This is a genomic window from Burkholderia sp. BCC0397 (assembly GCF_902832865.1).
GTDB lineage: Bacteria > Pseudomonadota > Gammaproteobacteria > Burkholderiales > Burkholderiaceae > Burkholderia.
Map to the genome: position 1 here is coordinate 51,599 of NZ_CADFDL010000022.1, position 25,529 is coordinate 77,127.

The window sequence follows — 25,529 nt, forward strand, 5'->3', positions numbered from 1 at the left end:
CCACTTGGATTTGACGAGTCAACGCTCCAGACGCTGCGTCAACTGGCTGATGCTCCCCATGGCATGTTGTTGGTTACGGGCCCCACTGGCTCGGGAAAGACGACGACCTTGTATGCGGTCATTGCGGAGACGCACTCCGGCCACGACAAGATCATCACCATTGAGGATCCGGTGGAATACCAACTGCCCGGCGTCCTGCAGATTCCCGTGAACGACAAAAAGGGGCTGTCTTTCGCCCGCGGTCTCCGCTCGATTTTGCGGCACGATCCCGACAAGATCATGGTCGGCGAGATTCGGGATCCCGAAACGGCTGAAATTGCGGTTCAGGCTGCCCTCACTGGCCACCTTGTCCTAACCACGGTACACGCGAACAACGTATTCGACGTCTTTGGTCGATTCACTCACATGCGAATCGACCCCTACGCCTTCGTATCGTCCCTGAATGGCATTTGTGCGCAACGCCTGGTGCGCTTGACTTGCACTCGGTGTCGCGAATCCGTCCGTCCTACCCCTGCGCAATTGCTCAGCGCGGGTCTGCACGCAGAAGACGCAGATCGATTCACGTTCGTAAAGGGCGTAGGTTGCGGGGACTGTCGGGGCACCGGATATCGCGGACGAAAGGCAGTCGCTGAGATCCTGACTCTCAACGACGAGATTCGCGAGATGATCGTCGAAAAAGCGCCTATCCGGCCAATCAAGGAAGCAGCGTACAGGCTTGGGACTCGACCGTTACACCAGACGAGTTTGGATTGGGCCACACAGGGGCTTACCACACTCGAGGAGGTTCGACGTGTGGCAATGGTCACGTGAAACCGTCCAACTCGTGGTCGCCCAGGACCACGTTTCCTTTTTTCGACGCTCCGCAATGAACGCGGTCGGTCCGGTCGTGCAGTTGTCTGTGCCAATTTTGGCATCCGTTGAGGACGCGGTAGCGTCGTGCTTTGCCGATGAGCAAAAGACGAAGTTTGCCGTGGACATCGTGGTTAGCGATGCATATACCCGATTCTGGATCGTCGTACCCCCCAAGAACGTGTCCACACGGAGGGATCTCAGACTGTGCATGTTGTTGCGATTCGAAGAGCTGTTTGGCGACTCGCCAGACAACTGGAGCCTGCAAGCTGATTGGCACGCGACCAAGCCTTTTATTGCCAGCGCAATTCCGTTGTCACTCGTCAACGCGATTCGCACGGGAATGTCGTCCCGTTGCCTCAGTGTCGAACGCTGTGTGCCCCATTTCGTAGCTGAATGGAACAAGCACTATCGGTCCTTCCACCAGGGCGAAACGTGGTTCGCGGTGTTCGGCGACTCAACCTTTACCGCAGCACTGATTCAGAACCGGCAGATCGGATTCATCCGTAAGGTGCAGCAACAAATTGGTGAAGAGACTTCGTTGAACGCGGTCGTGTCCACGCTTCGATGCCTGGCGTTACACCATCAAGATAGTTCACCGCAAACTGTCATATTGAGCGGTGACGTCCCTGAGGCCTGGCACGGAACCGATATCGGCGGATTCCATTTCAAACGGGTACAGGGGGTCACAGTACAGGCTGGTTCCAATGAGTCTCGTGACGCGGATTCGGGAAGGGATTCGAAATGATGCGCCTAAACATTGATTACGCGGCATCAGTCGGACAGCCACAGCGGCGGCTCCGTTCGCCGGCCCTCGCGCTCGCGCTTATCGGTCTAGGGCTATGTCTTTGGGCTGGCGTTCGAATCGATGAAGCGCTTAGCACGACCGCGAAAGTCCGTGCTCGAGAAAGCCGTCTCGAGTCGGTCCTTGCGATGCGTGAAACCGCGAATCCCCCATCTCCGCCGCCTCCCGAGGCTCAGGTGCGTGCGGTCAATCAAGGAATTGGGCGGCTAAATGTACCGTGGGGTGATTTCTTCGAAGCGCTACAGAGTGTGGCTACACCGCATGTAACGCTGTTGGCAATCGAGCCCGAAGCGGCGACCTTCACCATGAAAGGCACGGGCGAGGCAGCAAGGCCGGAGGGAATGGTTCAGTACCTCGAGGATCTCAGGCGGAACGGGTTCTTTACGAGCGTAACCCTCACCCATCACGAGATCAACACATCCGATTCCAACTTGCCAATACGCTTCAGATTTGACGCGACCTGGCGGGGATCCGAGCGATGAAGCGCGCCGTCCTCAACATCACTCTGTGGCTCGCAACGTTTTCTATAGCGGAATGGATTGCGGCCGGAACATTTGCGTTAGGTCTTCTGCTGAGCAGCGTCGTTGCACCACTTATGGATCGCGAACTGAATTCGCAGAATTGGCAGTTGCGTCAGCAAGAGCGGACCCTCCAACGGTCTAGCACGCGTCCGGTAGCGAGGTTTGACGAGGCGGAAAGCCGGCTCAAACACTTTTACTCCGTGCTGATCCCTGAGGATCAGCTCGAGCGGTCGATTGGGAGGCTCTTCGAGATTGCCAGCCTCTCAGGTGTGAAGCTCGAGAAAGCCGACTACCGCCTGACCACCGACAAGGCTGGACAGTACGAGACCTATCAAGTCGACCTGCCCATTCGGGCAGCCTATGCAGCAATCCAGATGTTTTGCGAACAGGTACTGGTTGAATTTCCATCAGCGTCACTGGACGCTATCAAATTCCATCGCGACAAGGTCAGCAACGGACAGATCGAAGCGACGCTTCGGCTGACAATCTTTACTGGCTTGCGTATGTCGCGACCGGCACTGCCCCGACCATCGCCACCAGCAGGAGCCCAATTGGTCTCGGGGGCTACGAAATGAAAATGCGCCGCATTCTAATGGGCGGTGGCCTAGTCGCTTCAGCTCTCATCGCGGTGTTCGGAGATCGATCGAATCCGGGAGAGGCGGTAGGTGCGACACGCCGTGCGCTCGTCCCGACGTCCGAACGCTCGCCAGGGCCGATACAGGCGACGACGGCGAGCGCATCAGACCGTGTCGGCCCTGATTCGCATCAAAATGGTGTACTGCTGCTGCGTGACCGCGTCTCCCCGACCATTCGCAAGAATGACATCGCGCCTTTTGCTGTGACGTCCTGGACCCCACCGCCACCCATATCGTCAGTCGAAGAGAAGCCTACCGCACCGCCGCTTCCGTTTACCTATCTCGGCAAAGAGCTGGAAGGCGATCAGTGGCGGGTCTTTCTTGCCAAGGGCGACGAGGTACTAATCGTCAAGGCCAACGACGTAATACGCGATACCTATCGAGTCGAGAGTATCACTCCACCGACTGCGACCATTCGCTATCTACCTCTGAATGAGGCTCAACAGCTGAATATCCAATAGCGAGTCGCGTCGACCATGTCAACCAAATCCATTCTGCTTGGAGCCATCCTAATAACGATGCTGTCTGCGTGTGGCACTGAGCGAGCGTTGCGTGCAGCGCATGAGTCCTTCGATGCTGGAAAGGTGGACGAGAGCCTCGCGACGTTGCGAATAGCACTCAAGAATGACCCTACAAACGCAGCGCTGCGCGCCGAGTATCTAAAACTGCGCGATCAAGCCGTCGCGACCTGGCTGGAGGCAGCCAGAGACGCAGTACGCAAAAGCAATGTGCCAGCAGCGCGGGATAACTATCAGAACGTTTTGAAGCTTGATCCGGACAATGATCGGGCGAAGTCCGGTTTAGTGCAACTCGATACTGACGCACTCCACACAAAGTGGTTAGACCAGGCCCGAGCGATGGTCGCGAAAAAGGACGTCGACGGGGCGATTCCGTTGCTGAAGAGAATTCTCGCGGAGGACCCCGCTAACACGCCTGCTCGGACGCTATTTAAGTCTCTTGATGATCCCGTTGAGCGACCACCTCTTAACGCGACGATGACAGAGGCACTGAAGCGGATGTTCACGATCAACTTCAAAGACGCAACCCTTTCGCAAGTTTTCGAGGTGATGTCGCGCACGTCAAGCGTCAACTTTGTGTTCGACAAGGACGTACGCACTGACCAAAAAACCTCAGTCTTTCTGAATCACACGACAGTCAAGGCTGCGATCGATGTCGTGTTGATGACCAACCAGTTGGAGCAACGCACCCTAGACGAGAACACGATCCTCATCTACCCCAACACACCGGCGAAACTGAAAGACTACAAACCATTGACGGTGCGAACTTTTTTCCTGGCGCATGCAGACCCGGAACAGGTCGCCAACACGCTAAAGACGATAGCCAAGACCCGCGACCTCATCGTTGACAAGAAGGAAAGCAGCGTCATCATGCGCGACTCACCGGAAAACGTATCAATCGCGGAAAAACTCGTTCAACTTCTGGACCTGCCAGACCCGGAGGTGATGCTAGAAGTGGAAATTCTGGAAGTTGATCGCAACCGCCTTTCAAGCCTCGGCATCAAGTATCCCGATCAGCTTACGTTGACGCCGTTACCGAGCGGCTCAAACAATACGCTGACACTGGCCGATCTGGGTCGCCTGACGACGGCGGCCGTGGGTGCGACCGTGCCACCACTTACGGTCAACGCGAGTCTCACAACGACGGATACAAACCTGCTCGCGAATCCTCGCATCCGCGTGCGTAGCCGCGAGACCGCCAAAATCCTGATTGGCGACAAGGTCCCGAACATCACGTCTACTTCGACCGCAACTGGCTTCGTGTCTTCGAACGTTCAGTATCTCGATGTCGGGTTGAAACTCGAGGTCACGCCAGTCATAGCCGCTGACGGCGAGGTTGAGATAAAGATCAATCTGGAAGTGAGCAACATCGCGAACCAATTGACGACGTCGCAAGGCACCATCGCTTATCAGATCGGGACCCGATCCGCGGCCACCGTACTACGACTGAAGGATGGCGAAAACCAAGTACTTGCTGGCCTCATCAATGACAACGATACCCACACGGCGAACAAGGTACCCGGACTGGGCCAGCTTCCGATACTGGGCAGGCTCTTTTCCAGCCACCAGAATGATGGCAAGAAAACCGAGATCGTTCTCTCGATCACGCCTCATCTCATTCGCACCCTCCCGAGCCCCGATGCACGACTGTTGGCATTCGACTCCGGCACTGAGTCCAACTCACGCAGCATGGTAAGAAGCGATGCCAATGTGGGCGCTACCTCGCAGCCCAGCGCGGCACCCGTTAGCCTCCCGTCTGCAAAGCCGGCGCCTGAAGGACAAGCACCAGCAACTACAGGCAGCGCAACCTCCTCGCCACCAAGTGCGCCGGTCGCACCTGTGAATGGATCGGCGAATCCCGTGTCTGACCCAGCGAATGGGTCCGCACAGGCGATCTGGCTTGCGCCTTCGCAAGCCAAAGTTGGCCAACCGTTCACCGTACAGCTTGTCATGAATTCGGGTCAGCCCGTGACTGGCATTCCCGTAGCGATTGGCTACGATCCGAAAAAACTGGAAGTGGGCAACATCGTTGAAGGCGAATTCCTGAAACAAGGGGGTACGCCCACGAGTTTCCAAGTTAGAGCCGACCCGGCGGCCGGGCAAATCTACGTAACCGACACTTACACCGGTGATGGGCAATCAAGCGTCGCCGGAGCGACAGGGCAAGGTGCCGTATTGACGGCAACGTTCAAACCGATCAGTTCGGCCAATCCAACCTCACTTTCCGTTGTGTCCATGGTTCCCGTTGGGCAAAACGGGGCGACTGTCCCTCTTGCGTTGCCGGCTCCGCAGGCAATAGTCGTATCGCCTTGAAAGGTGTCTTATGCGATGCAATCTGGCCGGATTCACGCTCATCGAACTCCTCATCACGTTGGCCATACTCGCCGTGTTGGCTAGCATTGCGTTGCCGACAGCGCAGGTGTCGGTCCAACGTGTGAAAGAATTCGAGCTGCGGCGGGACCTACGCGAGATTCGCACGGGGATTGACGCCTACAAGGATGCAGCGGACCACGGACGCATTGAAAAGGCCGCCGACAGTGCTGGCTATCCGAGAAGTCTCAATGTGCTAGTCGACGGCGTCGAAGATGTCCGGGACCCTCGGAAATCAAAGATCTATTTCTTGCGACGTATCCCGCGCGATCCCTTTTGTGACGACGAAGCCGTCGGTGACGCTGATACATGGGGAAAACGCAGCTACGCGAGCGATGCAACGGACCCGCAGGAGGGGGACGATGTCTACGACGTCTTTTCGAAATCTCCGGTCGTTGGCCTTAACGGTATCCCGTATCGCCGGTGGTAGTGATCCCAATCTACTTTCGGGGGCGTCGAGATCGTGCGTCCTCCGCAGAGCGAATGGATTCACGCTTATCGAACTGCTGGTCGTCATGGCAATCGTGGCCATGCTCCTCACGCTTGCGATACCGAAGTACTTCCAGAGTGTTGAAACGGCTAAGGAAGCCGTTTTGAGAGAAGATCTGCGCGTCATGCGCGAGACCATCGATAAATACTACGGAGACACGGGCCATTACCCCGACAGCCTTACGCAACTGGTGGACAAGAAATATCTACGTGCGGTCCCCGTCGATCCCATTGCCGGTCCGACGGCCGAGTGGAAGATTTTGCCGCCTGATGACCCAGACCAGGGAAAGGTCTACGACGTAAAAAGCGCTGCGCAAGGTAGCGACAAGAGTGGAGCGAGGTATGCCGACTACTAGCAAACGCCCGCGGATGCAAGCAACAGGTTTCACATACCTAGGACTGTTGATTTTTGTCGCGATTATCGGAATTGTCTCGGCTGCTACAGCAGCGCTAGGTTCGATCGCGCAGAGACGGATTGCGGAGGACGAGTTGCTTTTCGTAGGCGCCCAGTTCCGGGCCGCTCTTAAAAGCTACTACGAAGCGACGCCTCCCGGTGGCGCCCCTTATCCCCTGTCTCTGCAGGCTTTGTTGAAAGACACACGTTTTCCGACCGCCGTCCGGCATCTACGGCAGATCTACATCGACCCCTTAACCGGGAAATCCGACTGGATACTTGTTACAACGCCCAACGGCGAGATCATGGGAATCAGTAGTGCGTCCGATCGGCGCCCGATCAAGGTTGACAGGTTTCCCTCGCCATTCGAAGCATTCGCAGGGAAGGAGAGCTATTCGGAATGGGTCTTTTACTATCAAATGCTGCCCGTTGCTGTTGCGCATCGTTCTGATGCGTCAACTGCGAAGCAGAATGCCACAGATCTCCAAATACCTGCAAACGCAGGCACCGTAAAGTGATCCTTCTCCTACTTTGCCGCGCATCGCACCACGATGCGCAGCGCTTCTGGTCACGTTGGGTTTGTCGAGGATCGCGTCGGCGCGCTCGTGGGCGGTTTGGGCACGTACGCACCGATCAACCTGTATTCTTCGCGACCCGACTGCGCATACATACACATACACTGCACCTTCGACGCAGAGTCTGGAGAACGAAGAGGGATCGGTCGAATACTGTCCGCTGCCCCTGCCGTTGAGCCCCCAAATCCTCTTTCAGACGAGCGAACCGCCGGCCGGGCGATTCGGTGCCGTTAACCACCCACACAACGCCCCTCTCATCGCCCCTCAATCCCCTTGCCCCCTTGTCATTTCCATCACTCGCGACGCACTTTTCCACTTCGACTCAGTGATAAATTGCGCACTTCATTGAATTTTAGAAAAAAACATCATTAACAGCGCATATTAGCGAATACGACGAAAATTCTCTATTTATATGAATTTTTATTCAAAGACAACTTATTGAGACTACGGACATCTTTTCTGAGAACCAACAACATCCAAGCACCTCCTCCCCAGCAAGCCCCTCCCCCGTACCGGCAATCGTCAATCCAACTGTACCGGTACTGTACAGAAAACCGTCGCTAAACTGATCTCCATCCCAGCCTCGAACCGAATGGAGAATCCGCGATGGAATTCCTCACCCTCAGCGCGTTGCCCGCCGGCATGCTGTTCGCGCTCGTCACGTCGATCACGCCCGGCCCGAACAACACGATGCTGCTCGCGTCCGGCGTCAACTTCGGTTTCCGCCGCACGATGCCGCACCTGTTCGGCATCAGCATCGGCGTCGCGATCCTGATGCTCTGCGTCGGCTTCGGCCTCGGCGAAGCATTCAAGCGCCTGCCGCTGCTGTACACGATCCTCGAAGCCGCGAGCGTCGCGTACCTGCTGTACCTCGCGTGGAGGATCGGCACGTCGGGCGAGGTGAAGGCGCACGGCGCCAAGCCGCGGCCGATGACGTTCATCGAAGCCGCCGCGTTCCAGTGGGTCAACCCGAAAGCGTGGATGATGGTGCTGACCGCCGCGACGACGGTCCAGCTGTCCGCCGACTATGGAATGAACGCCGCGTGGATGTCCGTCGTGTTCATCCTGATCGGCTTCCCGTGCATCTGCCTGTGGGCCGCGTTCGGCCTCGGCCTGCGGCGCTTCCTGTCGAATCCCCGCGCGCTGCGCATCTTCAACGTGACGATGGCCGTGCTGCTGATCCTGTCGCTGTATCCGCTGGTCGCCCATCTGCTGCCGCAGTAAGCGCTCACAAGCGCGCCCGTTGAGCTTCACGTGATGCAGGCGTACCCTTTCGGTACGGGCGCGTGCAACCGCTTCGCCGGTTGCGCCGCTGCTCTGCATGGAGATTGCTGATGAAGCCAATGCTCAGGGCGGGCGAGCACATCGAGGGCATGCACTGGATCGCCGAGTATCACCCGCTCACGCACGATATCCGCGTGCTGCGCGAGAACATCGAAGTCGGCACTTACTGCGCGCCGCCGACGCTGTTCGGCGACGAGGAAGAGATGGGCGCCGCGAACCACGACGATCATCGCAGCCAGGAAGCCGCGTTGCGCGCGTATCTGCGCAACTTCGTCAAGGAGCACGACGCGGAGGAGTAACGGTGCGACGGCCGGAATGTCGACGGGCCGCGAAGGCGGCCCGGTCTGCTGTCGTGCGCCGGTCGATCTGCTCACCGCCGGCCTGCATCCATCATGCATAGGGCCGGAACAACACGCACCGGCCCGTCCGTCGCTCAATGCCCGAGCGACTCGATCTTGCCTGCCGGCTGCGCGACACCATGCGGCCGCGCCATCTGCTTGATCAGCAGCGCTATACACGCGAGCACGCCCGCGACGGCGATCGTCGCGAACACACCCGCAAACGAGAAGTGCCGGCGCGTCAGTTCGGCGACGAGGAACGACCCCGCGATCCCGCCGAAACGGCCGACGCCGAGCATCCACGCGACACCCGTGCCGCGCCCTTCGGTCGGATAGAACGCCGCGGCCAGCGCCGGCATCGACGATTGCGCGGTGTTCATCAGCACGCCGGCCACGAACACGACCAGCACCAGCAGCCCGACGTTGCCGGCCGCCTGCCCGATCGCATACACGCTCACCGCCGTCAGCGCGTAGCACACGGCGATCACGCGGTTCGCGTTGAAGCGGTCCATCAGCACGCCGCACAGCACGGCGCCCACGCCGCCGAGCGGGAACAGCGCCGAGATCAGCGTCGCGCTCTTCGGCGTCAGGCCCGCATCCTTCAGCAGGATCGGCATCCAGTTGATCGATGCGTAGAAGATCACGAGGCCCATGAAGTACGCGAGCCACAGCATCACCGAGCCGACGATGTACGAGCGCGACAGCACGACACCGAGGCCCTTGCCGCCGGTCTGCGGCACGGCTTCGGTCAATGCGAACGAGCCGGCGTTCAGCGCGTCGCGCGAGATGCGCGCGAGCGTCGCGCGGATCTTGTCGATGGACTGGCCGCTCGCGACCATGAAGCGCACCGATTCCGGCATCTTCAGCAGCAACAGCACGCCGAGCAGCAGCGGCGTCACGCCGCCGAGCATCAGCACGCTGCGCCAGCCGAAATGCGGAATCATCCATGCGGCCAGGAAACCGCCGAATGCGGCGCCGAGCGGGAAGCCGCAGAACATCAGGTTGATCACGGTCGCGCGGCGCTTGTCCGGGCAGAATTCGCCCATCATCGTGACCGCGTTCGGCATCGCGGCGCCGAGCCCGACGCCGGTGATGAAGCGCAGGATCGTCAGGTGTCCGATCGTGTTCGAGAACGCGGACATCAGGCACGCGACGCCGAACAGGAACACCGAGCCGAGCAGCAGCGAGCGGCGGCCGAGCCGGTCGGACAGCGGGCCCGATACGAGCGCGCCACATGCAAGGCCGAACAGCGCGGCGCTGAGCACGGGCGCGAGATCGGGTTTGGTGAGGTTCCATTCGCCGAGCAGCGACGGTGCGATAAAGCCGATCGCGGCCGTATCGAAGCCGTCGAGCAGCACGATCACGAAACACATGAGGAATACGAGCCATTGAAAGCCGCCGAACGGCTGCTCGTTGATGAAGGTCTGGACATCGACCACGGGTGCGCGATTCATCGCTTGTCTCCTTGTCGGCCGAAGTGGGCGCGTCTGCGCTTACTCCGGTCCCATGCAACGCTATATATGTATGAGCAATACGGCATGGCAGCCGCGCCCTTCCTTTGTTCGCGCACCAGCCATCCGGTGCGCCGCGCGCCGATGCTCTGCCGGCGCGTTCATCGATCCCGTCGTCGACGGCCCGCTTGCGAAAGCAGGCCGTGCGATCGGTTGCGGCCGCCCTCATCCGGCCGCGCGTGACCGGCCGTCTTACGCGGCGGCCCCGCCGGCGGCCCCACCTAGGCGGCCCCGTCCTGTTCCTTGAAGATCTTGTCCGCGAGATGGAACGCGGAATTCGCGGCCGGCACGCCGCAATAGATCGCGGTCTGCAGCAGCACTTCCTTGATCTCGTCGCGCGTCACGCCGTTGTTGCGCGCGGCGCGCAGATGCAGCGCCAGTTCCTCGCCGCGGTTCAGCGCGACCATCATCGCGATGGTCAGCAGGCTGCGCGTATGGCGCGGCAAGCCGTCGCGGGTCCAGATCTCGCCCCATGCATAGCGCGTGATCAGGTTCTGGAATTCGTCGGTCACCTCGGTACGGTTCTCGAGCGAACGGTCGACGTGCGCGTCGCCGAGCACCGCGCGACGCACCTTCATCCCTGCTTCATAACGTTCCTGGTCGTCCATCGCCGATGCCTCACGCAGTCAGGAAATCGAGCAGCGCGCGGTTGAAACCGCCGGTGCATTCGATGTTCGAAATGTGCGCGGCGTCGAATTCGACGTGCAGCGCACCGGGAATCGCGGCGGCGAGCGCACGGCCCTGGTCGGGCGGCGTCGACATGTCCTTCGCGCCGGTCACGACGAGCACCGGCAACGCGATGCCCTTCACTTCCTCGCGCAGGTCGGCCGCGTTCAGTGCGTCGCAGTTCGCCGCATAGCCGTCCTTGTCGGTATGCACGAAGGTGTCGCGGATCGCGTCGAACAGGCGCGGCTCGCGCTCGACGAACGCGTCGGTAAACCAGCGCGGCAGCACCGCATCAGCCAGCGCGGCCATCCCTTCGGTACGCGCCTTCTGCGCACGCGGCGCCCACACTTCCGGCGAGCCGATCTTCGCGGCGGTGTTCGACAGCACCGCGCGCACGATGCGCGACGGGTAGCGCGCGGCGAGCGCGGCGCCCGTCAGCCCGCCCATCGAGATCCCGCAGAAATGCGCACGCTCGATGCCGACGTGGTCGAGCAGGCCGATCACGTCGCCCGCCAGTTGCTCGATCGTGTACGAACCGGCCGGTGCGTCGGAATGGCCGTGGCCACGCGTGTCGTAGCGCAGGATATTGAAGTGCTGCGTGAGCGGACGGATCTGCGGCGCCCACATCTGCAGGTCGGCGCCGAGCGAATTCGAGAAGACGAGCCACGGCGCGTCGTCGCGTGCGGCACGGTCGATCCGGTAATGCAGTTTCACGCCGTTGACAGTGGCGAAAGGCATCTCAAGGTTCTCCTGGTTATTGCGCGCCCGCATGCAGCGCGAGCACGGCGTCGACATAGGCCTGCGCCTCGCCGACGTAATGTGCGGGATCGAGCAGCCGCGCGAGCGCGTCGCGCGACAGGTGAGCCGACACGGTCGCATCGGCGGCGAGCACGTCGAACAGCGTCGCGCCGGTGCGCACGGCTTCCTTCGACGCGTGCTCGACGACGTGATGCGCATCGAGCCGGCCGATACGGTCGCCGAGCGCGAGCATCACCGCTTCGCCGAGGATCAGCCCGTGCGTGAGGTCGAGGTTCGCGGCAAGGCGTTCGGTGTTGACGTCGAGGCCCGCGACGATCTGCGCGATCTGCGCGAGCGCGCCGCCGGTGAGGCGCGCGAGGTCGGGCAACGCGTCCCATTCGGCCTGCCAGCCGCCGAGCGCGCGCTCATGCTCCTGCACCATCCCCGCGAACACGGTCGCGACGAGGTTCGGCGCGCGCACCGCGGCGGTCAGCACGGCCGCGCAGCCGACCGGGTTGCGCTTGTGCGGCATCGTCGACGAGCCGCCCTTGCCGGCCGCGGCCGGTTCGCCGAGCTCGCCGACTTCGGTCTGCATCTGCAGCGACACGTCGCGCGCGATCTTGCCGAGCGTGCCGGTCAGCATGCCGAAGCACGATGCGGCTTCCGCGATGCGGTCGCGCTGCGTATGCCACGGCACGGCCGGCGCCGCGAGCTTCAGGTCGGCCGCGAGCGCGGCGGTCACGCCGGCCGCGTGTTCACGCAGGCTCGCCAGCGTGCCGGCCGCGCCGCCGAACTGCAGCACCAGTGCACGCTCGCGCAATTCGGCGAAACGCGCGCGATGGCGCAGCAGCGCATCGAGCCATTGGGCGAATTTGAGGCCGAGCGTGATCGGCAGCGCCTGCTGCAGCCACGTGCGGCCGATCATCGGCGTCGCGCGATGCGTGCGGGCGAGCGCAGCGAGCGACGCGCAGGCTTCGTCGAGCATCGGTTCGAGCACGTCGAGCGTGTCGCGCAACTGCAGCACGGTCGCGGTATCGATGATGTCCTGGCTCGTCGCGCCCCAGTGCACGAACTTCGCGGCCTCGGGGTCGTCGGCCTTCACTTGCGCGGTGAGCTGCTTGACGAGCGGAATCGCGAGATTGCCGCCGAGCGCCGCACCGTGCGCAAGCGCATCGGCGTCGAGCCGGCCGGCGTCGCACGCGCGTTCGATCGGCGCGACCGCCGCGGCGGGAATCACCTGCTGGGCGGCGAGCGCGCGCGCGAGCGCGGCCTCGACGTCGAGCATTCGCTGGATCGTCGCGCGGGGCGACCAGATCCGGTTGAGCGGCTCGGTGCCGCAGATGAGGGAGGTCAGGCGAGCGCTGTCTTCGAGCATGGCATCAGATTGGGGAAACGGCGTGCGCCTATTGTCCACCCAAGCGTGCCGGCGTGCGCTCGAATGCGCGCGCCGGCACGCCTGTGGTTCAGGCCGCGGCCTTGCGCGTCGCGTCGATCAGCGGCACGCCGGTCAGCTTCTCCAGTTCGTCGAACGACAGGTCGGTGAAGATCTCGCTCACCGCGAGGCCGTCGGCCGTCACGTCGAGCACGGCGAGATCGGTATAGATACGGCTCACGCATTGCACGCCGGTGACCGGATACGAGCACTGCGCGACGATCTTGCTTTCGCCCTGCTTCGTCAGGTGCTCCATCATCACGAACACCTGCTTCGCGCCGATCGCGAGGTCCATCGCGCCGCCGACGGCCGGAATCGCATCGGGCGCGCCCGTATGCCAGTTCGCGAGGTCGCCGTTCGCCGATACCTGGAACGCACCGAGCACGCAGTAGTCGAGGTGGCCGCCGCGCATCATCGCGAACGAATCCGAGTGGTGGAAATACGCGCCGCCGGTGAGCAGCGTCACGTGCTGCTTGCCGGCGTTGATCAGCTCGTCGTCTTCTTCGCCGGGCGCGGGCGCCGGGCCCATGCCGAGCAGGCCGTTCTCGCTGTGCAGGAAGATTTCCTTGCTCGGGTCGAGGTGGTTCGCCACCAGCGTCGGCACGCCGATGCCGAGGTTCACGTACGCGCCTTCGGGGATGTCCTGGGCGACGCGCTTGGCCATTTCATCGCGGGTCAGTCGTTTCATGTCGGGTCTCCTGTCGACCGGAGTTGGCGCTTCAGCGCTTACTCCGGTCCCATACAAAGTTCAGGGCGGTCAGGCGGCTTGCGATGCTGCGTATTCGGCGGCCAGCTCGGCCGCATGCGCGGCCTGCGGCACTTCGACGACGCGCTGCACGAAAATGCCCGGCGTCACGATGTGTTCCGGGTTCAGCGCGCCGAGCGGCACGACTTCCGACACCTGGATGATCGCGACCTTCGCGGCGCTGGCCATGATCGGTCCGAAATTGCGCGCGGTCTTGCGATACACGAGATTGCCCCAGCGATCGCCCTTGTACGCCTTCACGAGCGCGAAATCGGCGTGGATCGGCGTCTCGAACACATACGGCTTGCCGTCGATCACGCGCGTTTCCTTGCCTTCCGCGAGCTTGGTGCCGTAGCCCGTCGGCGTGAAGAAACCGCCGATGCCGGCGCCCGCCGCGCGGATGCGCTCCGCGAGGTTGCCCTGCGGCACCAGTTCCAGCTCGATCTCGCCGGCGCGGTACAGCGCGTCGAACACCTGCGAGTCGCTCTGGCGCGGGAACGAACAGATGATCTTGCGCACCTGTTTCGCCTTCAGGAGCGCCGCGAGACCCGTCTCGCCGTTGCCCGCGTTGTTGTTGACGATCGTCAGGTCGCGCGCGCCCTGTTCGATCAGCGCGTCGATCAGCTCGGACGGCATGCCGGCCGTGCCGAAGCCGCCGATCATGATTGTCGCGCCATCGTGGACGTCGGCAACCGCCGACTGAAGCGATTCGAAAATCTTGTTGACCATGTCTCTTCCTGATGCGAACCCGCGGCTCGTGCGCGGCCTGTCGAGGGGACACGCGTGTGCCGCGTGCCGCGCCGGAGGCCTGAGTCGACCCTCGGCATTTGTTCGCTATTCGAACCTAGATTCGATTAGCGAACGATGGCCGATCATAGAGTCGCGCACAGCGCGTTGTCAAGGCGGGTTCCCTCGGGGGCGGTCGCGTCGTCGAACGGCAAGCCGACGTAGTTTTCGGCGAGCGACTGCGCGGCGGCGCGCGAACGCGTCACGTATTTCAGCTCGGCAAACTTCAGGCGATTGACGAACGGCGAATCGTCCGGTGACGCATGCAGCATGTTCGTCATGAAGTACGAGAAGTGCTCGGCGCGCCACACGCGTTCGAGGCAGGTCGCCGAATAGCGCTCGAGCGGCGTCGCGTCGCCGTTGCGGTAGCGCGCGCCGAGCGCGCGGGACAGCGCGCGGACGTCGGCCACCGCGAGGTTCATGCCCTTCGCGCCGGTCGGCGGCACGATGTGCGCGGCGTCGCCGGCGAGGAACAGCCGCCCGTGCTGCATCGTCTCCGACACGAAGCTGCGCATCGGCGTCACGCTCTTCTGCGTGATCCGGCCCTCGGTTGGCGTCCAGCCGGTGTCGTTCGAGAAGCGCGTGTGCAGTTCGTCCCAGATCCGCGCGTCGGACCATTCGGCGAGGTTTTCATCGGGCTTGCACTGCAGGTACAGGCGCGTGACCGTCGGCGAGCGCATCGAGAACAGCGCGAAGCCGTTGTCGTGATGCGCGTACACGAGTTCGTCGAGCGACGGCGCCGCGTCGGCGAGGATGCCGAGCCACGCGAACGGATAGACGCGCTCGAACGTGTTCAGCCGCTCGGCGGGAATCGTCTGGCGCGCGATGCCGTGGAAGCCGTCGCAGCCGGCGATGTAATCGCAGTCGATGCGGTCCGCGCGGCCGTCCGCGTGCTTGAACGTGACGAACGGGTGCTCGCTTTCGATATCGTGCAGCGCGACGTCGCTGACTTCGAAATGCATCTGATGGCCGTGCTCGACGCCGGCCGCGATCAGGTCGCGCACCACTTCGTGCTGGCTGTAGACGGTGATCGCGCGCCCGCCGGTGAGTTCGGACAGGTCGATGCGGTGGCGCTGGCCGTCGAACAGCAGTTCGATGCCGTGATGTTCGAGCCCTTCGCGGCGCATCCGGTCGCCGAGGCCGGCTTCGTTCAGCGTGTCGACCGTGCCCTGCTCGAGCACGCCGGCGCGGATGCGGTTCTCGCAGTATTCGCGCGAACGCGCTTCGACGAGGATGGAATCGACGCCTTGCAGGCGCAGCAGATGGGAAAGCAGAAGGCCGGACGGGCCGGCGCCGATGATGGCGACCTGGGTGCGCATTGTTCGTCTCCAGAACTTTGGTTCGAGTAATGGAATACATTTGAGCGCTTTCCCGACTATGCGGCAACGCGATTCAGGAGATATGTTGTATACGTTTTGAAGATACCGGCCCGACGATGGATGCGCTCGATCTGAACCTGATTCCCTACCTCGTCGCCCTCGACGACACGCGCAACGTGAGCCGCGCGGGCGACCTGCTCGGCGTGAGCCAGCCGCGCGTGAGCACGGCGCTCGGCCGGCTGCGCGAGTACTTCGGCGATCCGCTGTTCGTGCGCACGTCGCGCGGGATGGAGCCGACGCCGCGCGCGCTCGCGCTGCTGCCGGCCGCCCGCGACGCGCTCGCGCAGATCGAGCGCGGCCTCGTCGCGCCGCACGATTTCGATCCGGCCGCGAGCACGCATACGTTCTCGATCGCGCTGTCGGACGTCGGCGAGATCGTGTTCCTGCCGAAGCTGCTGCAGGCGTTCGCGACGCTTGCGCCGCACGCGAACCTGCGTTCGGTCTCGCTCGCGCACGACGAAGTCGGACGCGGCCTCGAAGCCGGGTCGATCGATCTCGCGGTCGGCTACTTCCCCGATCTCGACGGCAACAACTTCTTCCAGCAGCGGCTGTTCACGCACCGGTTCGTCTGCCTGATGCGACGCGGCCATCCGTTCGAGCAGACGCCGCCGTTCACGGTCGAGCAGTTCCTCGCGTGCGGACACGCGGTGGTGCGTGCCGAAGGCCGCAGCCAGGAAGTGCTCGAGAAATATCTGGCGAAGCAGCGCATGCAGCGCCGCGCGGTGCTCGAAACGCCGCACTTCATGAGCCTGCCGTTCATCCTGAGCCGCACCGACCTGATCGCGACGGTGCCGCACGCGATCGGCTATGCGTATGCGGCCGAGCACGCGTTCATCGTGCCCGTCGAGCCGCCGCTCGCGCTGCCGCGCTTCGACCTGAAGCAGCACTGGCATCGCAAGTACCACAACGACCCGCGCACCGCATGGCTGCGCGGCGTCGTCGCGTCGCTGTTCAACGACGAGCAGGACGAATGGCCGAAGTGAAGAAGCGGGCGCGGCGGCCCGCACGCACGACCGGCGAAAGCATGAAACAATGCCCGGATATTGGCCGCCGCAGGCGGCCTTCGATGGAGCCACTACATGGGTAAGGGAAAAAAATCCGCGCAGCCCGAGGCGGTCGCCGCCCGGCCAAGCCGTGAAGAAGCAGAAGACGCCGTCCGCGTGCTGTTGCGCTGGGCCGGCGACGATCCCGCGCGCGAAGGCCTGCTCGACACGCCCGCACGCGTCGTGCGCGCATACGAGGAGTTCTTCGCCGGCTATGCGCTGGAGCCGCGCGAGATCCTCGCGCGCACCTTCAGCGAAGTCGACGGCTACGACGAAATGATCGTGCTGAAGGACATCCGCTTCGAGAGCTATTGCGAGCACCACATGGTGCCGATCATCGGCCGCGCGCACGTCGCGTATCTGCCGAACCATCGTGTCGTCGGCATCTCGAAGCTCGCGCGCCTCGTCGACGCGTTCGCGAAGCGCCTGCAGATCCAGGAAAAGATGACCGTGCAGATCGCCGACACGCTGTTCGACGTGCTGCAGCCGAAGGGCGTCGGCGTGATCCTCGAAGCCGCGCACCAATGCATCTCGACGCGCGGCGTGCACAAGCCGGGCGTCGAGATGGTCACGTCGCGCATGCTCGGCTCGTTCCGCACCGATCCGTCGACGCGGCGCGAATTCCTGTCGATCGTCGCGAATCCTTCCTCGGTCAACCTGACGAATACCTGATGGAGCAGACGAAGCAAACGGCGCACGCGCCCGTCGTGCTCGTGACCGGCGCCGCGCGCCGGGCCGGGCGCGCGTTCGCCGAGTATTTCGCCGCGCACGGCTATCGCACCGCGGTGCACTACGACCGTTCGGCCGATGCCGCGCAGGCCGCCGCCCGCGCGATTGCCGAACGCGGGCACGATTCGGTGGCGCTGCAGGCCGACCTGTCCGATGCCGCGCAGATCACCGCGCTGATCGATCAGGTCTATGCGCGCTTCGGGCGCCTCGACGTGCTGGTCAACAACGCATCGGTGTTCTGGCAGGACCATTTCCCGAGCTTCGATCTCGCGGCGTTCGACCAGGCGTGGGCCGTCAACTGCCGCGCGCCGATCCTGCTCACGCGCGCGTTCTACGAACGGGCCCGCGCGGCCGGCACGCAGGGCGTCGTCGTGAATGTGGTCGACCAGAAGATCAAGGAAAACTTCCACCGCGACCATTTCAGCTACACGGTCGCGAAGGCCGCGCTCGGCAACCTGACGCAGATGCTCGCGCTGTCGTCCGCGCCGGTGCTGCGCGTGAATGCGGTGTTCCCGGGGCTGATGCTGCCGAGCGACGACCAGACGCAGGCCGACTTCGAACACGCGAGCCGCGCATCGACGCCGCTCGCGCGCATCGCGGGCCCCGACGACGTCGCAAGCGCGATCCTGCTGCTGACGGGCAATGCGTACAACGGCGTGGATTTCGTCGTCGATGCGGGCCAGAACCTGATCCGCGTGGACCAGGACGTGCTGTACAAGCACCGCTCGCCGGACGGCAAGCACTGACTTCAGAGGTACGGCGGCGGCATTGAGCCGCCTTTGCACGTCGGGGTGTGCGCCGACGGCTGCACAGCAGCCGCCCGCCCTCACCTGCGTTGCGCAAGCGACACCCGCGCCGCCGCCCGCCGCGTTACGGCTTCTCGGCGCTCCCGCCTTCGCGGACCTTGCCCTGCGCGACGCTCGTGCCGGGCGGCACGCTGTGCGTGAGCCACACGTTGCCGCCGATCACCGAGCCGCGCCCGATCGTCACGCGGCCGAGAATCGTCGCACCCGCATAGATCACCACGTCGTCCTCGACGATCGGGTGCCGTGCGTTGCCCTTCACCAGCGCGCCTTCGCCATCGGCCGGGAAACTCTTCGCGCCGAGCGTGACGGCCTGGTACACGCGCACGCGCTCGCCGATGATCGCGGTTTCGCCGATCACGACACCGGTGCCATGGTCGATGAAGAAGCTCGGGCCGATCTGCGCGCCGGGGTGGATGTCGATGCCGGTCGCCGAGTGGGCGATTTCATTGATGAAGCGCGCGAGCAGCGGCACGCCGAGCTGGTGCAGCGCATGCGCGAGCCGATGGTGCATCATCGCCAGCACGCCGGGGTAGCACAGCAGGATCTCGGTGATGTGCTGCGCGGCCGGATCGCCCGCGTACGCGGCCTGGATGTCGCTGACGAGCAGCGCGCGGATCGCCGGCAACTGCCGGCCGAATTCGCGCGCGATCTCGAACGCGCGTTCGTCGAGCTCGGCGAACGGCGTATCGACATGCTCGGGCAGGAACGGCAGCGCGCGGCGAATCTGCTCGGACAGGACGCGCAGCGTGCTTTCGAGCGTGTGGCCGACGTAGTAGTCGACGCTTTCGTCGGTCAGGTCGGGCGCGCCGTAGTGCGTCGGAAACATCGACGCGCGCAGGCCGGTCACAATCTTGCAGATCGCATCGCGCGACGGCAGTTCGCGAATGCCGCGCGGATGGCGCGTGCGATGGAGTTCCTCGCGCGACTCGCGCAAGCCGGCGACGATTTCTTCGAGGCCCCACTGACGGGCGGGTGATGTCGACATAAGCCAATGCGGGCAGCCGCGCTCGGTTGCACGGCCGCTAATAAAGTGACGGGTTCCGCAAGATTACCGCGTTTTTTGTCGGGGAGCGGCCCCCCGGGGATCGGCCGGACGGCCGACGCTGTTCGAATACGACGGCTCACTTCGAGATGCTGCTTGCGTCGATCCAGCGCACGGCCCAGTCGCGCGCGTGCGCGATCGCGTCGCCTTCGTCGTTGAACTGGAGCTCGATCGGAAAAAACCGGTTCGCCACGAGCTCCCCGTCGCTCGATCGGGAGATCACGACATAGGGCTTGAATGAACCGTCGCTGGCGCGTGCGGGCGCGCAATTCAACAGATAACCGCGGTGCGTGAAGGCAGTAGTCGCTTGCATGAATCCGCCACCTCTAGTCCCTTGCTTTGTTGTTCACTACCCGTCTTTAAGGGTGCTGCGGCGCCCCGGCGCGGGCAGAGGCGGCGAGACTCCATCCCCTGTCGCCGCTTCGCAGGAAAAGAATCATACTCTGTAGAAAACGCGTCTTCTAGCTGAAATAAATCATGACAAATCAGTGCGCGTCGCGCGACCGCGGCGATCGCCCGCGCGCCTTTTCCCGTCGTGCCCGGAACGGGATTTGCTTCGATCCGGAGCGTGTCGCCGCCAGGAGAGCCGCGATGGAATCATCCGCTCAAACCGCGCGTGCGCATCCGCGCAGCATCGAACTCGACAACGACGACACGCACGACAGCACGGTCGACACCGACGGCAAGAACCGCGAAGCGTCGCGCCTCGCCGGGGCCGGGCCGATTTCGCCCGACCAGATCACGCGCAGCAACGCGTCGCTCGTCAACGCGATGCCGGAAGCCGGCGACGGGCTCGCCGGGTTCGACAGCCGCCCCGACGGCAATCATCCGATGTTCGCGTTGCGCGCCGGCTACAGGGTGATCGAGAAAGGCTTCGCCGCGCCGCCTGCGGGCGACGCGCCGTTCGGTCCCGTTCACCGGATGTACGGCAGCGCGTACTGGCCCGGCCACAGCCGCCGGCCGGAGCGCATCATCGAGTTGACGGTCGTGCCGGGATAGCCGGCGCGGCGTTTGAATCGATCGTTCGTTTGGGAATCGCCATGGGTCGATGACGGTGAATCGGCGCGCGCGATTCAACCGCGCACCGATACTCGCTCGCACGGTGCCGGAGCGAATGACTCCGCGCATGGGCATGGGCATTCGCCGTCATGCATGCCGTGCATCGCATCGACGCACATGCGTTGACCGAAGTCATGGCGCCACGGCGCAGTTGCGATTGAATGGCGATACGTGAGGCGCATCGACTTGCTTGCCGTGCCGGGTCGATGCGCGCGCCGAACACACGACGCACATCGCGCAATGCAGCATGCGTCGCGCGCATGGCCACGCACGTCATCCACAGAAATCGCGCGGCTGCGCGGCACGGCGGGTATCTCGCTGCACGATCGTGCCCGTTGGTTTACTCTGCCTCGCAGCATCGCGCATTGCTCAGCCCGATCGGCCATCCGGCCGACTTCGTTTCAACCCGCCACTCGGAGACACTATGTACAAACGTATTCTGGTTGCCGTCGACGGCAGCGACACGTCCCGCCATGCGTTCGATGCCGCGCTGACGCTCGCGAAAGCGCACGGCGCGGAGCTGCAGCCGTTCTACGTCGTCGAGAACGCCGCGATCTACTACAACGTGCCCGGCTACGATCCGTCCGTGCTGCGCGATCAGCTCGTCGCGCAGGGCAACACGCTCGCGCAGGATTTCGCGAAGCTGATGCAGGCCGCCGGCGTGAAAGGCGAAACGCGGCTGAACGAAGCGACGTCGCTCAACGACGTATCGTCGCTGATCCTCGATGGCGCGAAAGCGTTCGGCGCCGATCTGCTCGTGCTCGGCACGCACGGCCGCCGCGGCTTCCGCCGCCTCGTGCTCGGCAGCATCGCCGAACAGTGCGTGCGCCACGCGACGCTGCCCGTGCTGCTGATTCCGGCGGCCGCCAACGCGGACGAGCCGGCTGCCTGAGCGGCGTTCGGCAGGCGCGGCCGGTCGCGACGTTTTGTCACCCGACAGCGGCAACTTGCGGTGGGACAATGATTTCGTCGATTCAACGCCGGAGTAAACGATCATGCTGACGCCCGTCGCCACCCGCCCTGCCGCCACGCCCCATGCCGCTAGCTGGGCTCCCCGTCAGGCCCCGCACTGCTCGTCGTGCGCGATGCGGCATCTGTGCATGCCGCAGGGCCTGGCGCCCGAAGCGCTCAGCCGCCTCGAGTCGGTCATCTGCGCGGCACGCCCGGTCAAGCGCGGCGAAGCGCTGTTCCGCGAAGGCGACGCATTCGACAACCTGTACGCGGTGCGCTCGGGTTCGCTGAAAACCGTCGCGACGCGCCACGACGGCCGCGAACAGGTCACGGGCCTGCACCTCGCCGGCGAAGCGCTCGGCCTCGACGGCATCTGCGACGATACGCATCCGCGCACCGCGGTCGCGCTGGAAGACAGCTCGGTCTGCGTGATTCCGTACAGCGCGCTCAAGGCGTTATGCTCGGAAGCCGGCTCGATGCAGTTGCGCATGCACAAGCTGATGAGCGAACAGATCGTGCGCGAAACGTCGCAAACGATGCTGCTCGGCTCGCTGAATGCCGAAGAGCGCGTCGCCGCTTTCCTGCTCGACGTCTCGTCGCGCTACCTGAAGCGCGGCTACTCGCCGTCGGAATTCAACCTGCGGATGACGCGCGAGGACATCGGCAGCTATCTCGGCATGACGCTCGAAACGGTCAGCCGCACGCTGTCGAAATTCCAGAAGCGCGGCCTGATCGAAATGCAGGGCCGCCACGTGCAGATCGTCGACTTCGACGGCCTGCAGCACCTCTGACCCCGCACGGCGCGCGCCCGTCGCACGCCGCTTGCATCACCTCGCCGGTCAATCGAGAAACAGCGCGGCACGCGCCTTCAGCGCCGCGCTGAAATCGTCGAGCCAGCCGATCGACAGACGCCAGCTCTGCCAGTACAGATCGATGTCGATGGTTCGCCCGCGCGACATGTCGATCAATTCACCTGCCGCCAGTTGGCGGTCGACCATCCGGTCCGGGCACATCCCCCATCCCAATCCCGTTTCGCACGCGCGCAGATAGCCCGCGACGTGCGGTATCCAGTGCTGCGGCGGATCGAGATCCGCGCGCGTCACGCGCCGAATGAAGCGCGCCTGCAAGCCGTCCTTCGGATTGAACATCACGCATGGCGCGCGGCGCAGCGCATCGCGCGTAATCCCCGCGTCGAAATAACGTGCGTAGAACGCCGGCGAGCACACCGCGCGATAGCGGATCCGCCCGAGCCGCTCCGACCGGCATCCCTGGATCGGCTCGGCCTGCGCGGTCACGGCGCCCTGCACGCTGCCGTCGCGGATGCGCGAGGCCGTGTAATCCTGATCGTCGATCACGAGGTCGAGCAGCGTCTCGCGCTCCGTGCAGAACGGCCCGACCGCGTCGATGAACCACGTCGCGACGCTGTCGTCGTTGACGGCCACGCGCAACGTCGGCCACGCGCTCGCGATCTGGCCCGGCAATGCGGGCATTCGGCCGCCCAGTTCGGCTTCCAGCAACTGCACGCGTTCGGTATGCCGGCACAGCAGCGCGCCCGAGGTGGTCGCGACACACGGCTGCCCGCGCTTGACGAGCACGCTGCCGACCCGCTCCTCCAGCAGCTTCACGCGCTGCGACACCGCCGACGGCGTGACATTCAGCTCCTTGGCCGCCCGCTCGAACGAACCGTGCCGGATCACGGCCGCGAGGGCATCGAGCAACGCGTAGTCGAGCATTAGATTTCCTTAATCTGCATTAGGTGATTTAGCTTCTCTTATTCCCCTGCCGATCGCAGACTAGCGCTACCCGATTCATTCGTCTACTGCTTCCACGGCTGTCCCTCATCATGAACTGGCTCGCTTTTTCCCACGGCGCCGCACTGTGTGCGTCGCTCATCGTCACCATCGGCGCGCAGAACGCGTTCGTGCTCCGGCAAGGCATCATGCGCTCGCATGTCGGCAAGATCGTGCTGCTGTGCGCGGTGTCCGACATGATCCTGATCGGCGCGGGCGTCGGCGGCGCATCGGTGCTCGTCGAACGCTATCCGACCTTCGTCCATGCGGTGCTGTACGTCGGCCTCGCGTATCTCGCGTGGTTCGGCATCAACGCGCTGCGCCGCGCGTTCAAGCCGGGCCACGACACGCTCGACGTCCGCGGCGACGCGGTCGCGCCGCCGCCGCAGAGCGCGCTCTCGATCGTGCTGATGACGCTCGCGTTCACGTGGCTCAACCCGCACGTGTATCTCGACACGTTCCTGCTGATCGGCACGGCCGGTGCGCGCGAGCCGGAAGGCGGGCGGCTCGCGTTCGCGATCGGCGCGATGACGGCCAGCGTCGTGTGGTTCCTCGGGCTCGGCTATGGCGCGCGATTGCTGGCGCCGTGGTTCCGCAAGGCGGTCGCGTGGCGCGTGCTGGACGGCGCGATCGGCAGCATGGTGCTGTTTCTCGCGGCGGTGCAGTTGCGCTGACGGACCCGTCTGCGCACGGGCGGCCGCCTGCCGCCCGGCTTGCCCTCCGCGTCGGCGCCACGCCAGCGCAACTTGCCTGATTTCCGTCGCACACCCCGCCGCAAAAATTCGCTCCCGATCGAACACAGCCGCACGGCATGCTCACGCAGCGGACACGGTATCCGCCATCTGCCGCAAGCCGTCCACCATCGCGGCATCACTCCGCCTGCACGAATCGAAACGATCGGCGAGAATGTCCGGTGTCCCGCGACAACGGCGGAACCGCACCGCGCATCCTGCCGTCCCGCCGCAATCGCCTCGGCCCATCCCGCAGTTCAATCCCGTTATCTGCAGTTATCGGAGTGGAACATGGCACATCGCACCCTCGGCACCTCCAGCATCCAGGTTTCGCCGCTCGCGTTCGGCGGCAACGTCTTCGGCTGGACCGTCGACGAAAACGCATCGTTCGCGTTGCTCGACGCGCTCGCCGACACCGGCATCAACTTCATCGACACGGCCGACGTCTATTCGGCCTGGGTTCCCGGCAACCACGGCGGCGAATCGGAAACGATCATCGGCAAGTGGCTGAAGCGCTCCGGCAAGCGCGAGCAGGTCGTGATCGCGACCAAGGTCGGCCTGCTCGACGCACGCGCCGGGCTGTCGAAAGACAACATCCTGAAGGCCGTCGACGATTCGCTGCGCCGGCTGCAGACCGACTACATCGACCTGTATTTCTCGCACCGCGACCTGGCCGACACGGCCCCGCTCGAAGAAACGCTCGGCGCGTATCAAACGCTGATCGACGCGGGCAAGGTGCGCATCATCGGCGCATCGAACTACAGCGGCGCACGCCTGCGCGAAGCCGCCGCCATCAGCGCACGCGACGGGCTGCCCGCCTACCAGGTCATCCAGCCCGAATACAACCTGCTCGACCGCGCCGGCTACGAACGCGATCTCGAGCCGGTCGTGCGCGACCTGAAGCTCGGCGTCGTCAACTACTACGCGCTCGCGAGCGGGTTCCTGTCGGGCAAGTACCGCAGCGAGGCCGACCTGAAGAAGAGCGTGCGCGGCGATCGCGTCGCCGGCTATCTGAACGAACGCGGCCTGCGCATCCTCGCGGCGCTCGACGCCGTGTCGGCGAAGCACGGCACGCAGCCGGCCGCGATCGCACTCGCGTGGCAGATCGCGCGGCCGACGATCACCGCGCCGATCGCGAGCGCGACGTCGCTTGCGCAGCTCGCCCTGCTCGGCGAAGCGATCCGCGTCACGCTCGATCAGGACGATATCCGCCAGATCGACGAAGCCAGCGCGCCCTGACGTCCGTGGCGTTGGCAAGCAGGCCGGGTGAACTGCGTTGCGGTTCGACGGCCTGCCTGCGATGCGTGCAGGGTGGATGGATACAATGGCGGGCATCCGACGGC

The 25,529-nt window shown here is 63.9% G+C and carries 27 protein-coding genes and 1 pseudogene; 18 read left to right on the forward strand and 10 right to left on the reverse strand.

The window, feature by feature from the left end:
• Positions 1 to 3 precede the first annotated feature (3 nt).
• From HWX03_RS35865 to HWX03_RS35910, 10 genes and pseudogenes are all read left to right on the forward strand, one after another.
• Positions 4 to 810, forward strand: a pseudogene (locus tag HWX03_RS35865) (GspE/PulE family protein); the annotation flags it as partial.
• On the forward strand, positions 791 to 1,597 hold the full coding sequence (locus HWX03_RS35870; RefSeq protein ID WP_175874566.1) for a hypothetical protein: 807 nt from the start codon (positions 791 to 793) through the stop codon (positions 1,595 to 1,597). The pseudogene HWX03_RS35865 and the gene HWX03_RS35870, both read left to right, overlap by 20 nt.
• A 535-nt stretch (positions 1,598 to 2,132) precedes the next feature.
• Positions 2,133 to 2,750, forward strand: a complete 618-nt coding sequence (locus tag HWX03_RS35875) for a hypothetical protein (RefSeq protein ID WP_175874567.1) — start codon at positions 2,133 to 2,135, stop codon at positions 2,748 to 2,750.
• Complete coding sequence (locus HWX03_RS35880; protein WP_175874568.1) at positions 2,747 to 3,271, forward strand: hypothetical protein; 525 nt, start codon at positions 2,747 to 2,749, stop codon at positions 3,269 to 3,271. Before HWX03_RS35875 ends, HWX03_RS35880 begins: the two co-directional genes overlap by 4 nt.
• 15 nt (positions 3,272 to 3,286) lie before the next feature.
• The gene (locus tag HWX03_RS35885) at positions 3,287 to 5,641 is read left to right on the forward strand and encodes a secretin N-terminal domain-containing protein (RefSeq protein WP_244132867.1); all 2,355 of its coding nucleotides are present in this window, start codon (positions 3,287 to 3,289) and stop codon (positions 5,639 to 5,641) included.
• 10 nt (positions 5,642 to 5,651) lie between these two features.
• Entirely contained in the window at positions 5,652 to 6,128 is a 477-nt protein-coding gene (locus HWX03_RS35890) for a type II secretion system protein (protein WP_175874569.1), read from the forward strand.
• Complete coding sequence (locus HWX03_RS35895; RefSeq protein WP_347879552.1) at positions 6,094 to 6,543, forward strand: type II secretion system protein; 450 nt, start codon at positions 6,094 to 6,096, stop codon at positions 6,541 to 6,543. Before HWX03_RS35890 ends, HWX03_RS35895 begins: the two co-directional genes overlap by 35 nt.
• Positions 6,530 to 7,099 carry a type II secretion system protein gene (locus tag HWX03_RS35900; RefSeq protein WP_244132868.1) on the forward strand — a complete coding sequence of 190 codons (570 nt, stop codon included), beginning with the start codon at positions 6,530 to 6,532 and terminating at the stop codon, positions 7,097 to 7,099. The genes HWX03_RS35895 and HWX03_RS35900 overlap by 14 nt, the downstream gene beginning before the upstream one ends.
• Positions 7,100 to 7,762: 663 nt before the next feature.
• A complete protein-coding gene (locus HWX03_RS35905; RefSeq protein WP_089493017.1) occupies positions 7,763 to 8,380 on the forward strand; it encodes a LysE family translocator in 618 nt (205 codons plus the stop codon).
• Positions 8,381 to 8,490: 110 nt separating this feature from the next.
• The gene (locus HWX03_RS35910) at positions 8,491 to 8,739 is read left to right on the forward strand and encodes a hypothetical protein (RefSeq protein WP_174390186.1); all 249 of its coding nucleotides are present in this window, start codon (positions 8,491 to 8,493) and stop codon (positions 8,737 to 8,739) included.
• A 134-nt stretch (positions 8,740 to 8,873) separates the two neighbouring features.
• Here the strand turns inward: HWX03_RS35910 and HWX03_RS35915 are convergent, their stop codons facing one another.
• The 7 genes from HWX03_RS35915 to pobA form a co-directional block, all read right to left on the reverse strand.
• Positions 8,874 to 10,232 carry an MFS transporter gene (locus HWX03_RS35915; RefSeq protein WP_175824192.1) on the reverse strand — a complete coding sequence of 453 codons (1,359 nt, stop codon included), beginning with the start codon at positions 10,230 to 10,232 and terminating at the stop codon, positions 8,874 to 8,876.
• Positions 10,233 to 10,510: 278 nt separating this feature from the next.
• Positions 10,511 to 10,897 carry a 4-carboxymuconolactone decarboxylase gene (gene pcaC, locus HWX03_RS35920; RefSeq protein WP_046548861.1) on the reverse strand — a complete coding sequence of 129 codons (387 nt, stop codon included), beginning with the start codon at positions 10,895 to 10,897 and terminating at the stop codon, positions 10,511 to 10,513.
• A gap of 10 nt (positions 10,898 to 10,907) precedes the next feature.
• Positions 10,908 to 11,693 (reverse strand): 3-oxoadipate enol-lactonase, encoded by a 786-nt coding sequence (gene pcaD, locus HWX03_RS35925; RefSeq protein ID WP_174390188.1) that lies wholly within the window; start codon positions 11,691 to 11,693, stop codon positions 10,908 to 10,910.
• A 16-nt stretch (positions 11,694 to 11,709) separates the two neighbouring features.
• A complete protein-coding gene (locus HWX03_RS35930) occupies positions 11,710 to 13,068 on the reverse strand; it encodes a 3-carboxy-cis,cis-muconate cycloisomerase (RefSeq protein WP_175874571.1) in 1,359 nt (452 codons plus the stop codon).
• Between the two features lie 88 nt (positions 13,069 to 13,156).
• Positions 13,157 to 13,813, reverse strand: coding sequence for a CoA transferase subunit B (locus HWX03_RS35935; RefSeq protein WP_175874572.1), 657 nt, complete (start codon positions 13,811 to 13,813; stop codon positions 13,157 to 13,159).
• 69 nt (positions 13,814 to 13,882) lie between these two features.
• The gene (locus HWX03_RS35940) at positions 13,883 to 14,599 is read right to left on the reverse strand and encodes a 3-oxoacid CoA-transferase subunit A (protein WP_175874573.1); all 717 of its coding nucleotides are present in this window, start codon (positions 14,597 to 14,599) and stop codon (positions 13,883 to 13,885) included.
• Between the two features lie 143 nt (positions 14,600 to 14,742).
• The gene (gene pobA, locus HWX03_RS35945; RefSeq protein WP_175874574.1) at positions 14,743 to 15,975 is read right to left on the reverse strand and encodes a 4-hydroxybenzoate 3-monooxygenase; all 1,233 of its coding nucleotides are present in this window, start codon (positions 15,973 to 15,975) and stop codon (positions 14,743 to 14,745) included.
• Positions 15,976 to 16,091: 116 nt separating this feature from the next.
• On the opposite strand from pobA, the gene HWX03_RS35950 reads away from it, so the two are divergent.
• The 3 genes from HWX03_RS35950 to HWX03_RS35960 all read left to right on the forward strand — a co-directional run bounded on the left by HWX03_RS35950 (position 16,092) and on the right by HWX03_RS35960 (position 18,553).
• Positions 16,092 to 17,018, forward strand: coding sequence for a LysR family transcriptional regulator (locus HWX03_RS35950; RefSeq protein ID WP_006480134.1), 927 nt, complete (start codon positions 16,092 to 16,094; stop codon positions 17,016 to 17,018).
• 96 nt (positions 17,019 to 17,114) lie between these two features.
• Positions 17,115 to 17,750 (forward strand): GTP cyclohydrolase I FolE, encoded by a 636-nt coding sequence (gene folE, locus HWX03_RS35955; protein ID WP_174433639.1) that lies wholly within the window; start codon positions 17,115 to 17,117, stop codon positions 17,748 to 17,750.
• Positions 17,750 to 18,553, forward strand: coding sequence for an SDR family oxidoreductase (locus HWX03_RS35960; protein WP_006494586.1), 804 nt, complete (start codon positions 17,750 to 17,752; stop codon positions 18,551 to 18,553). Before folE ends, HWX03_RS35960 begins: the two co-directional genes overlap by 1 nt.
• A 124-nt stretch (positions 18,554 to 18,677) precedes the next feature.
• Here HWX03_RS35960 and epsC read toward each other — a convergent pair whose 3' ends face one another.
• Together epsC and HWX03_RS35970 are read right to left on the reverse strand one after the other, a co-directional pair.
• On the reverse strand, positions 18,678 to 19,598 hold the full coding sequence (gene epsC / locus HWX03_RS35965; RefSeq protein ID WP_027781850.1) for a serine O-acetyltransferase EpsC: 921 nt from the start codon (positions 19,596 to 19,598) through the stop codon (positions 18,678 to 18,680).
• A gap of 136 nt (positions 19,599 to 19,734) precedes the next feature.
• Positions 19,735 to 19,968, reverse strand: a complete 234-nt coding sequence (locus HWX03_RS35970) for a hypothetical protein (RefSeq protein WP_175874575.1) — start codon at positions 19,966 to 19,968, stop codon at positions 19,735 to 19,737.
• A gap of 278 nt (positions 19,969 to 20,246) precedes the next feature.
• On the opposite strand from HWX03_RS35970, the gene HWX03_RS35975 reads away from it, so the two are divergent.
• The 3 genes from HWX03_RS35975 (at position 20,247) to fnr (ending at position 22,456) form a co-directional block, all read left to right on the forward strand.
• Positions 20,247 to 20,654 (forward strand): DUF3005 domain-containing protein, encoded by a 408-nt coding sequence (locus HWX03_RS35975; protein ID WP_175824198.1) that lies wholly within the window; start codon positions 20,247 to 20,249, stop codon positions 20,652 to 20,654.
• Between the two features lie 484 nt (positions 20,655 to 21,138).
• Positions 21,139 to 21,606 (forward strand): universal stress protein, encoded by a 468-nt coding sequence (locus HWX03_RS35980; RefSeq protein ID WP_175874576.1) that lies wholly within the window; start codon positions 21,139 to 21,141, stop codon positions 21,604 to 21,606.
• Positions 21,607 to 21,709: 103 nt separating this feature from the next.
• Positions 21,710 to 22,456 (forward strand): fumarate/nitrate reduction transcriptional regulator Fnr, encoded by a 747-nt coding sequence (gene fnr, locus HWX03_RS35985; protein WP_175874577.1) that lies wholly within the window; start codon positions 21,710 to 21,712, stop codon positions 22,454 to 22,456.
• A 48-nt stretch (positions 22,457 to 22,504) separates the two neighbouring features.
• On the opposite strand, the gene HWX03_RS35990 is transcribed toward fnr, so the two are convergent.
• On the reverse strand, positions 22,505 to 23,398 hold the full coding sequence (locus HWX03_RS35990; protein ID WP_006480142.1) for a LysR family transcriptional regulator ArgP: 894 nt from the start codon (positions 23,396 to 23,398) through the stop codon (positions 22,505 to 22,507).
• A gap of 110 nt (positions 23,399 to 23,508) precedes the next feature.
• On the opposite strand from HWX03_RS35990, the gene HWX03_RS35995 reads away from it, so the two are divergent.
• Entirely contained in the window at positions 23,509 to 24,129 is a 621-nt protein-coding gene (locus HWX03_RS35995; RefSeq protein ID WP_175874578.1) for a LysE/ArgO family amino acid transporter, read from the forward strand.
• A 348-nt stretch (positions 24,130 to 24,477) separates the two neighbouring features.
• On the forward strand, positions 24,478 to 25,425 hold the full coding sequence (locus HWX03_RS36000; protein WP_175874579.1) for an aldo/keto reductase: 948 nt from the start codon (positions 24,478 to 24,480) through the stop codon (positions 25,423 to 25,425).
• The last annotated feature ends 104 nt before the right edge of the window (positions 25,426 to 25,529 follow it).

Bases quoted from the DNA above. Each gene is read 5' to 3' on its own strand.
- HWX03_RS35995 (WP_175874578.1), top strand. From the start codon at position 23,509: ATGAACTGGCTCGCTTTTTCCCACGGCGCCGCACTGTGTGCGTCGCTC.
- HWX03_RS35940 (WP_175874573.1), bottom strand. From the start codon at position 14,599: ATGGTCAACAAGATTTTCGAATCGCTTCAGTCGGCGGTTGCCGACGTC.
- HWX03_RS35905 (WP_089493017.1), top strand. From the start codon at position 7,763: ATGGAATTCCTCACCCTCAGCGCGTTGCCCGCCGGCATGCTGTTCGCG.
- HWX03_RS35880 (WP_175874568.1), top strand. From the start codon at position 2,747: ATGAAAATGCGCCGCATTCTAATGGGCGGTGGCCTAGTCGCTTCAGCT.
- pcaD (WP_174390188.1), bottom strand. From the start codon at position 11,693: ATGCCTTTCGCCACTGTCAACGGCGTGAAACTGCATTACCGGATCGAC.
- epsC (WP_027781850.1), bottom strand. From the start codon at position 19,598: ATGTCGACATCACCCGCCCGTCAGTGGGGCCTCGAAGAAATCGTCGCC.
- HWX03_RS35890 (WP_175874569.1), top strand. From the start codon at position 5,652: ATGCGATGCAATCTGGCCGGATTCACGCTCATCGAACTCCTCATCACG.
- pobA (WP_175874574.1), bottom strand. From the start codon at position 15,975: ATGCGCACCCAGGTCGCCATCATCGGCGCCGGCCCGTCCGGCCTTCTG.
- HWX03_RS35950 (WP_006480134.1), top strand. From the start codon at position 16,092: ATGGATGCGCTCGATCTGAACCTGATTCCCTACCTCGTCGCCCTCGAC.
- HWX03_RS35885 (WP_244132867.1), top strand. From the start codon at position 3,287: ATGTCAACCAAATCCATTCTGCTTGGAGCCATCCTAATAACGATGCTG.
- HWX03_RS35900 (WP_244132868.1), top strand. From the start codon at position 6,530: ATGCCGACTACTAGCAAACGCCCGCGGATGCAAGCAACAGGTTTCACA.
- HWX03_RS35915 (WP_175824192.1), bottom strand. From the start codon at position 10,232: ATGAATCGCGCACCCGTGGTCGATGTCCAGACCTTCATCAACGAGCAG.
- HWX03_RS35990 (WP_006480142.1), bottom strand. From the start codon at position 23,398: ATGCTCGACTACGCGTTGCTCGATGCCCTCGCGGCCGTGATCCGGCAC.
- fnr (WP_175874577.1), top strand. From the start codon at position 21,710: ATGCTGACGCCCGTCGCCACCCGCCCTGCCGCCACGCCCCATGCCGCT.
- HWX03_RS35935 (WP_175874572.1), bottom strand. From the start codon at position 13,813: ATGAAACGACTGACCCGCGATGAAATGGCCAAGCGCGTCGCCCAGGAC.
- pcaC (WP_046548861.1), bottom strand. From the start codon at position 10,897: ATGGACGACCAGGAACGTTATGAAGCAGGGATGAAGGTGCGTCGCGCG.
- HWX03_RS35930 (WP_175874571.1), bottom strand. From the start codon at position 13,068: ATGCTCGAAGACAGCGCTCGCCTGACCTCCCTCATCTGCGGCACCGAG.
- HWX03_RS36000 (WP_175874579.1), top strand. From the start codon at position 24,478: ATGGCACATCGCACCCTCGGCACCTCCAGCATCCAGGTTTCGCCGCTC.
- HWX03_RS35910 (WP_174390186.1), top strand. From the start codon at position 8,491: ATGAAGCCAATGCTCAGGGCGGGCGAGCACATCGAGGGCATGCACTGG.
- folE (WP_174433639.1), top strand. From the start codon at position 17,115: ATGGGTAAGGGAAAAAAATCCGCGCAGCCCGAGGCGGTCGCCGCCCGG.
- HWX03_RS35970 (WP_175874575.1), bottom strand. From the start codon at position 19,968: ATGCAAGCGACTACTGCCTTCACGCACCGCGGTTATCTGTTGAATTGC.
- HWX03_RS35975 (WP_175824198.1), top strand. From the start codon at position 20,247: ATGGAATCATCCGCTCAAACCGCGCGTGCGCATCCGCGCAGCATCGAA.
- HWX03_RS35875 (WP_175874567.1), top strand. From the start codon at position 2,133: ATGAAGCGCGCCGTCCTCAACATCACTCTGTGGCTCGCAACGTTTTCT.
- HWX03_RS35960 (WP_006494586.1), top strand. From the start codon at position 17,750: ATGGAGCAGACGAAGCAAACGGCGCACGCGCCCGTCGTGCTCGTGACC.
- HWX03_RS35980 (WP_175874576.1), top strand. From the start codon at position 21,139: ATGTACAAACGTATTCTGGTTGCCGTCGACGGCAGCGACACGTCCCGC.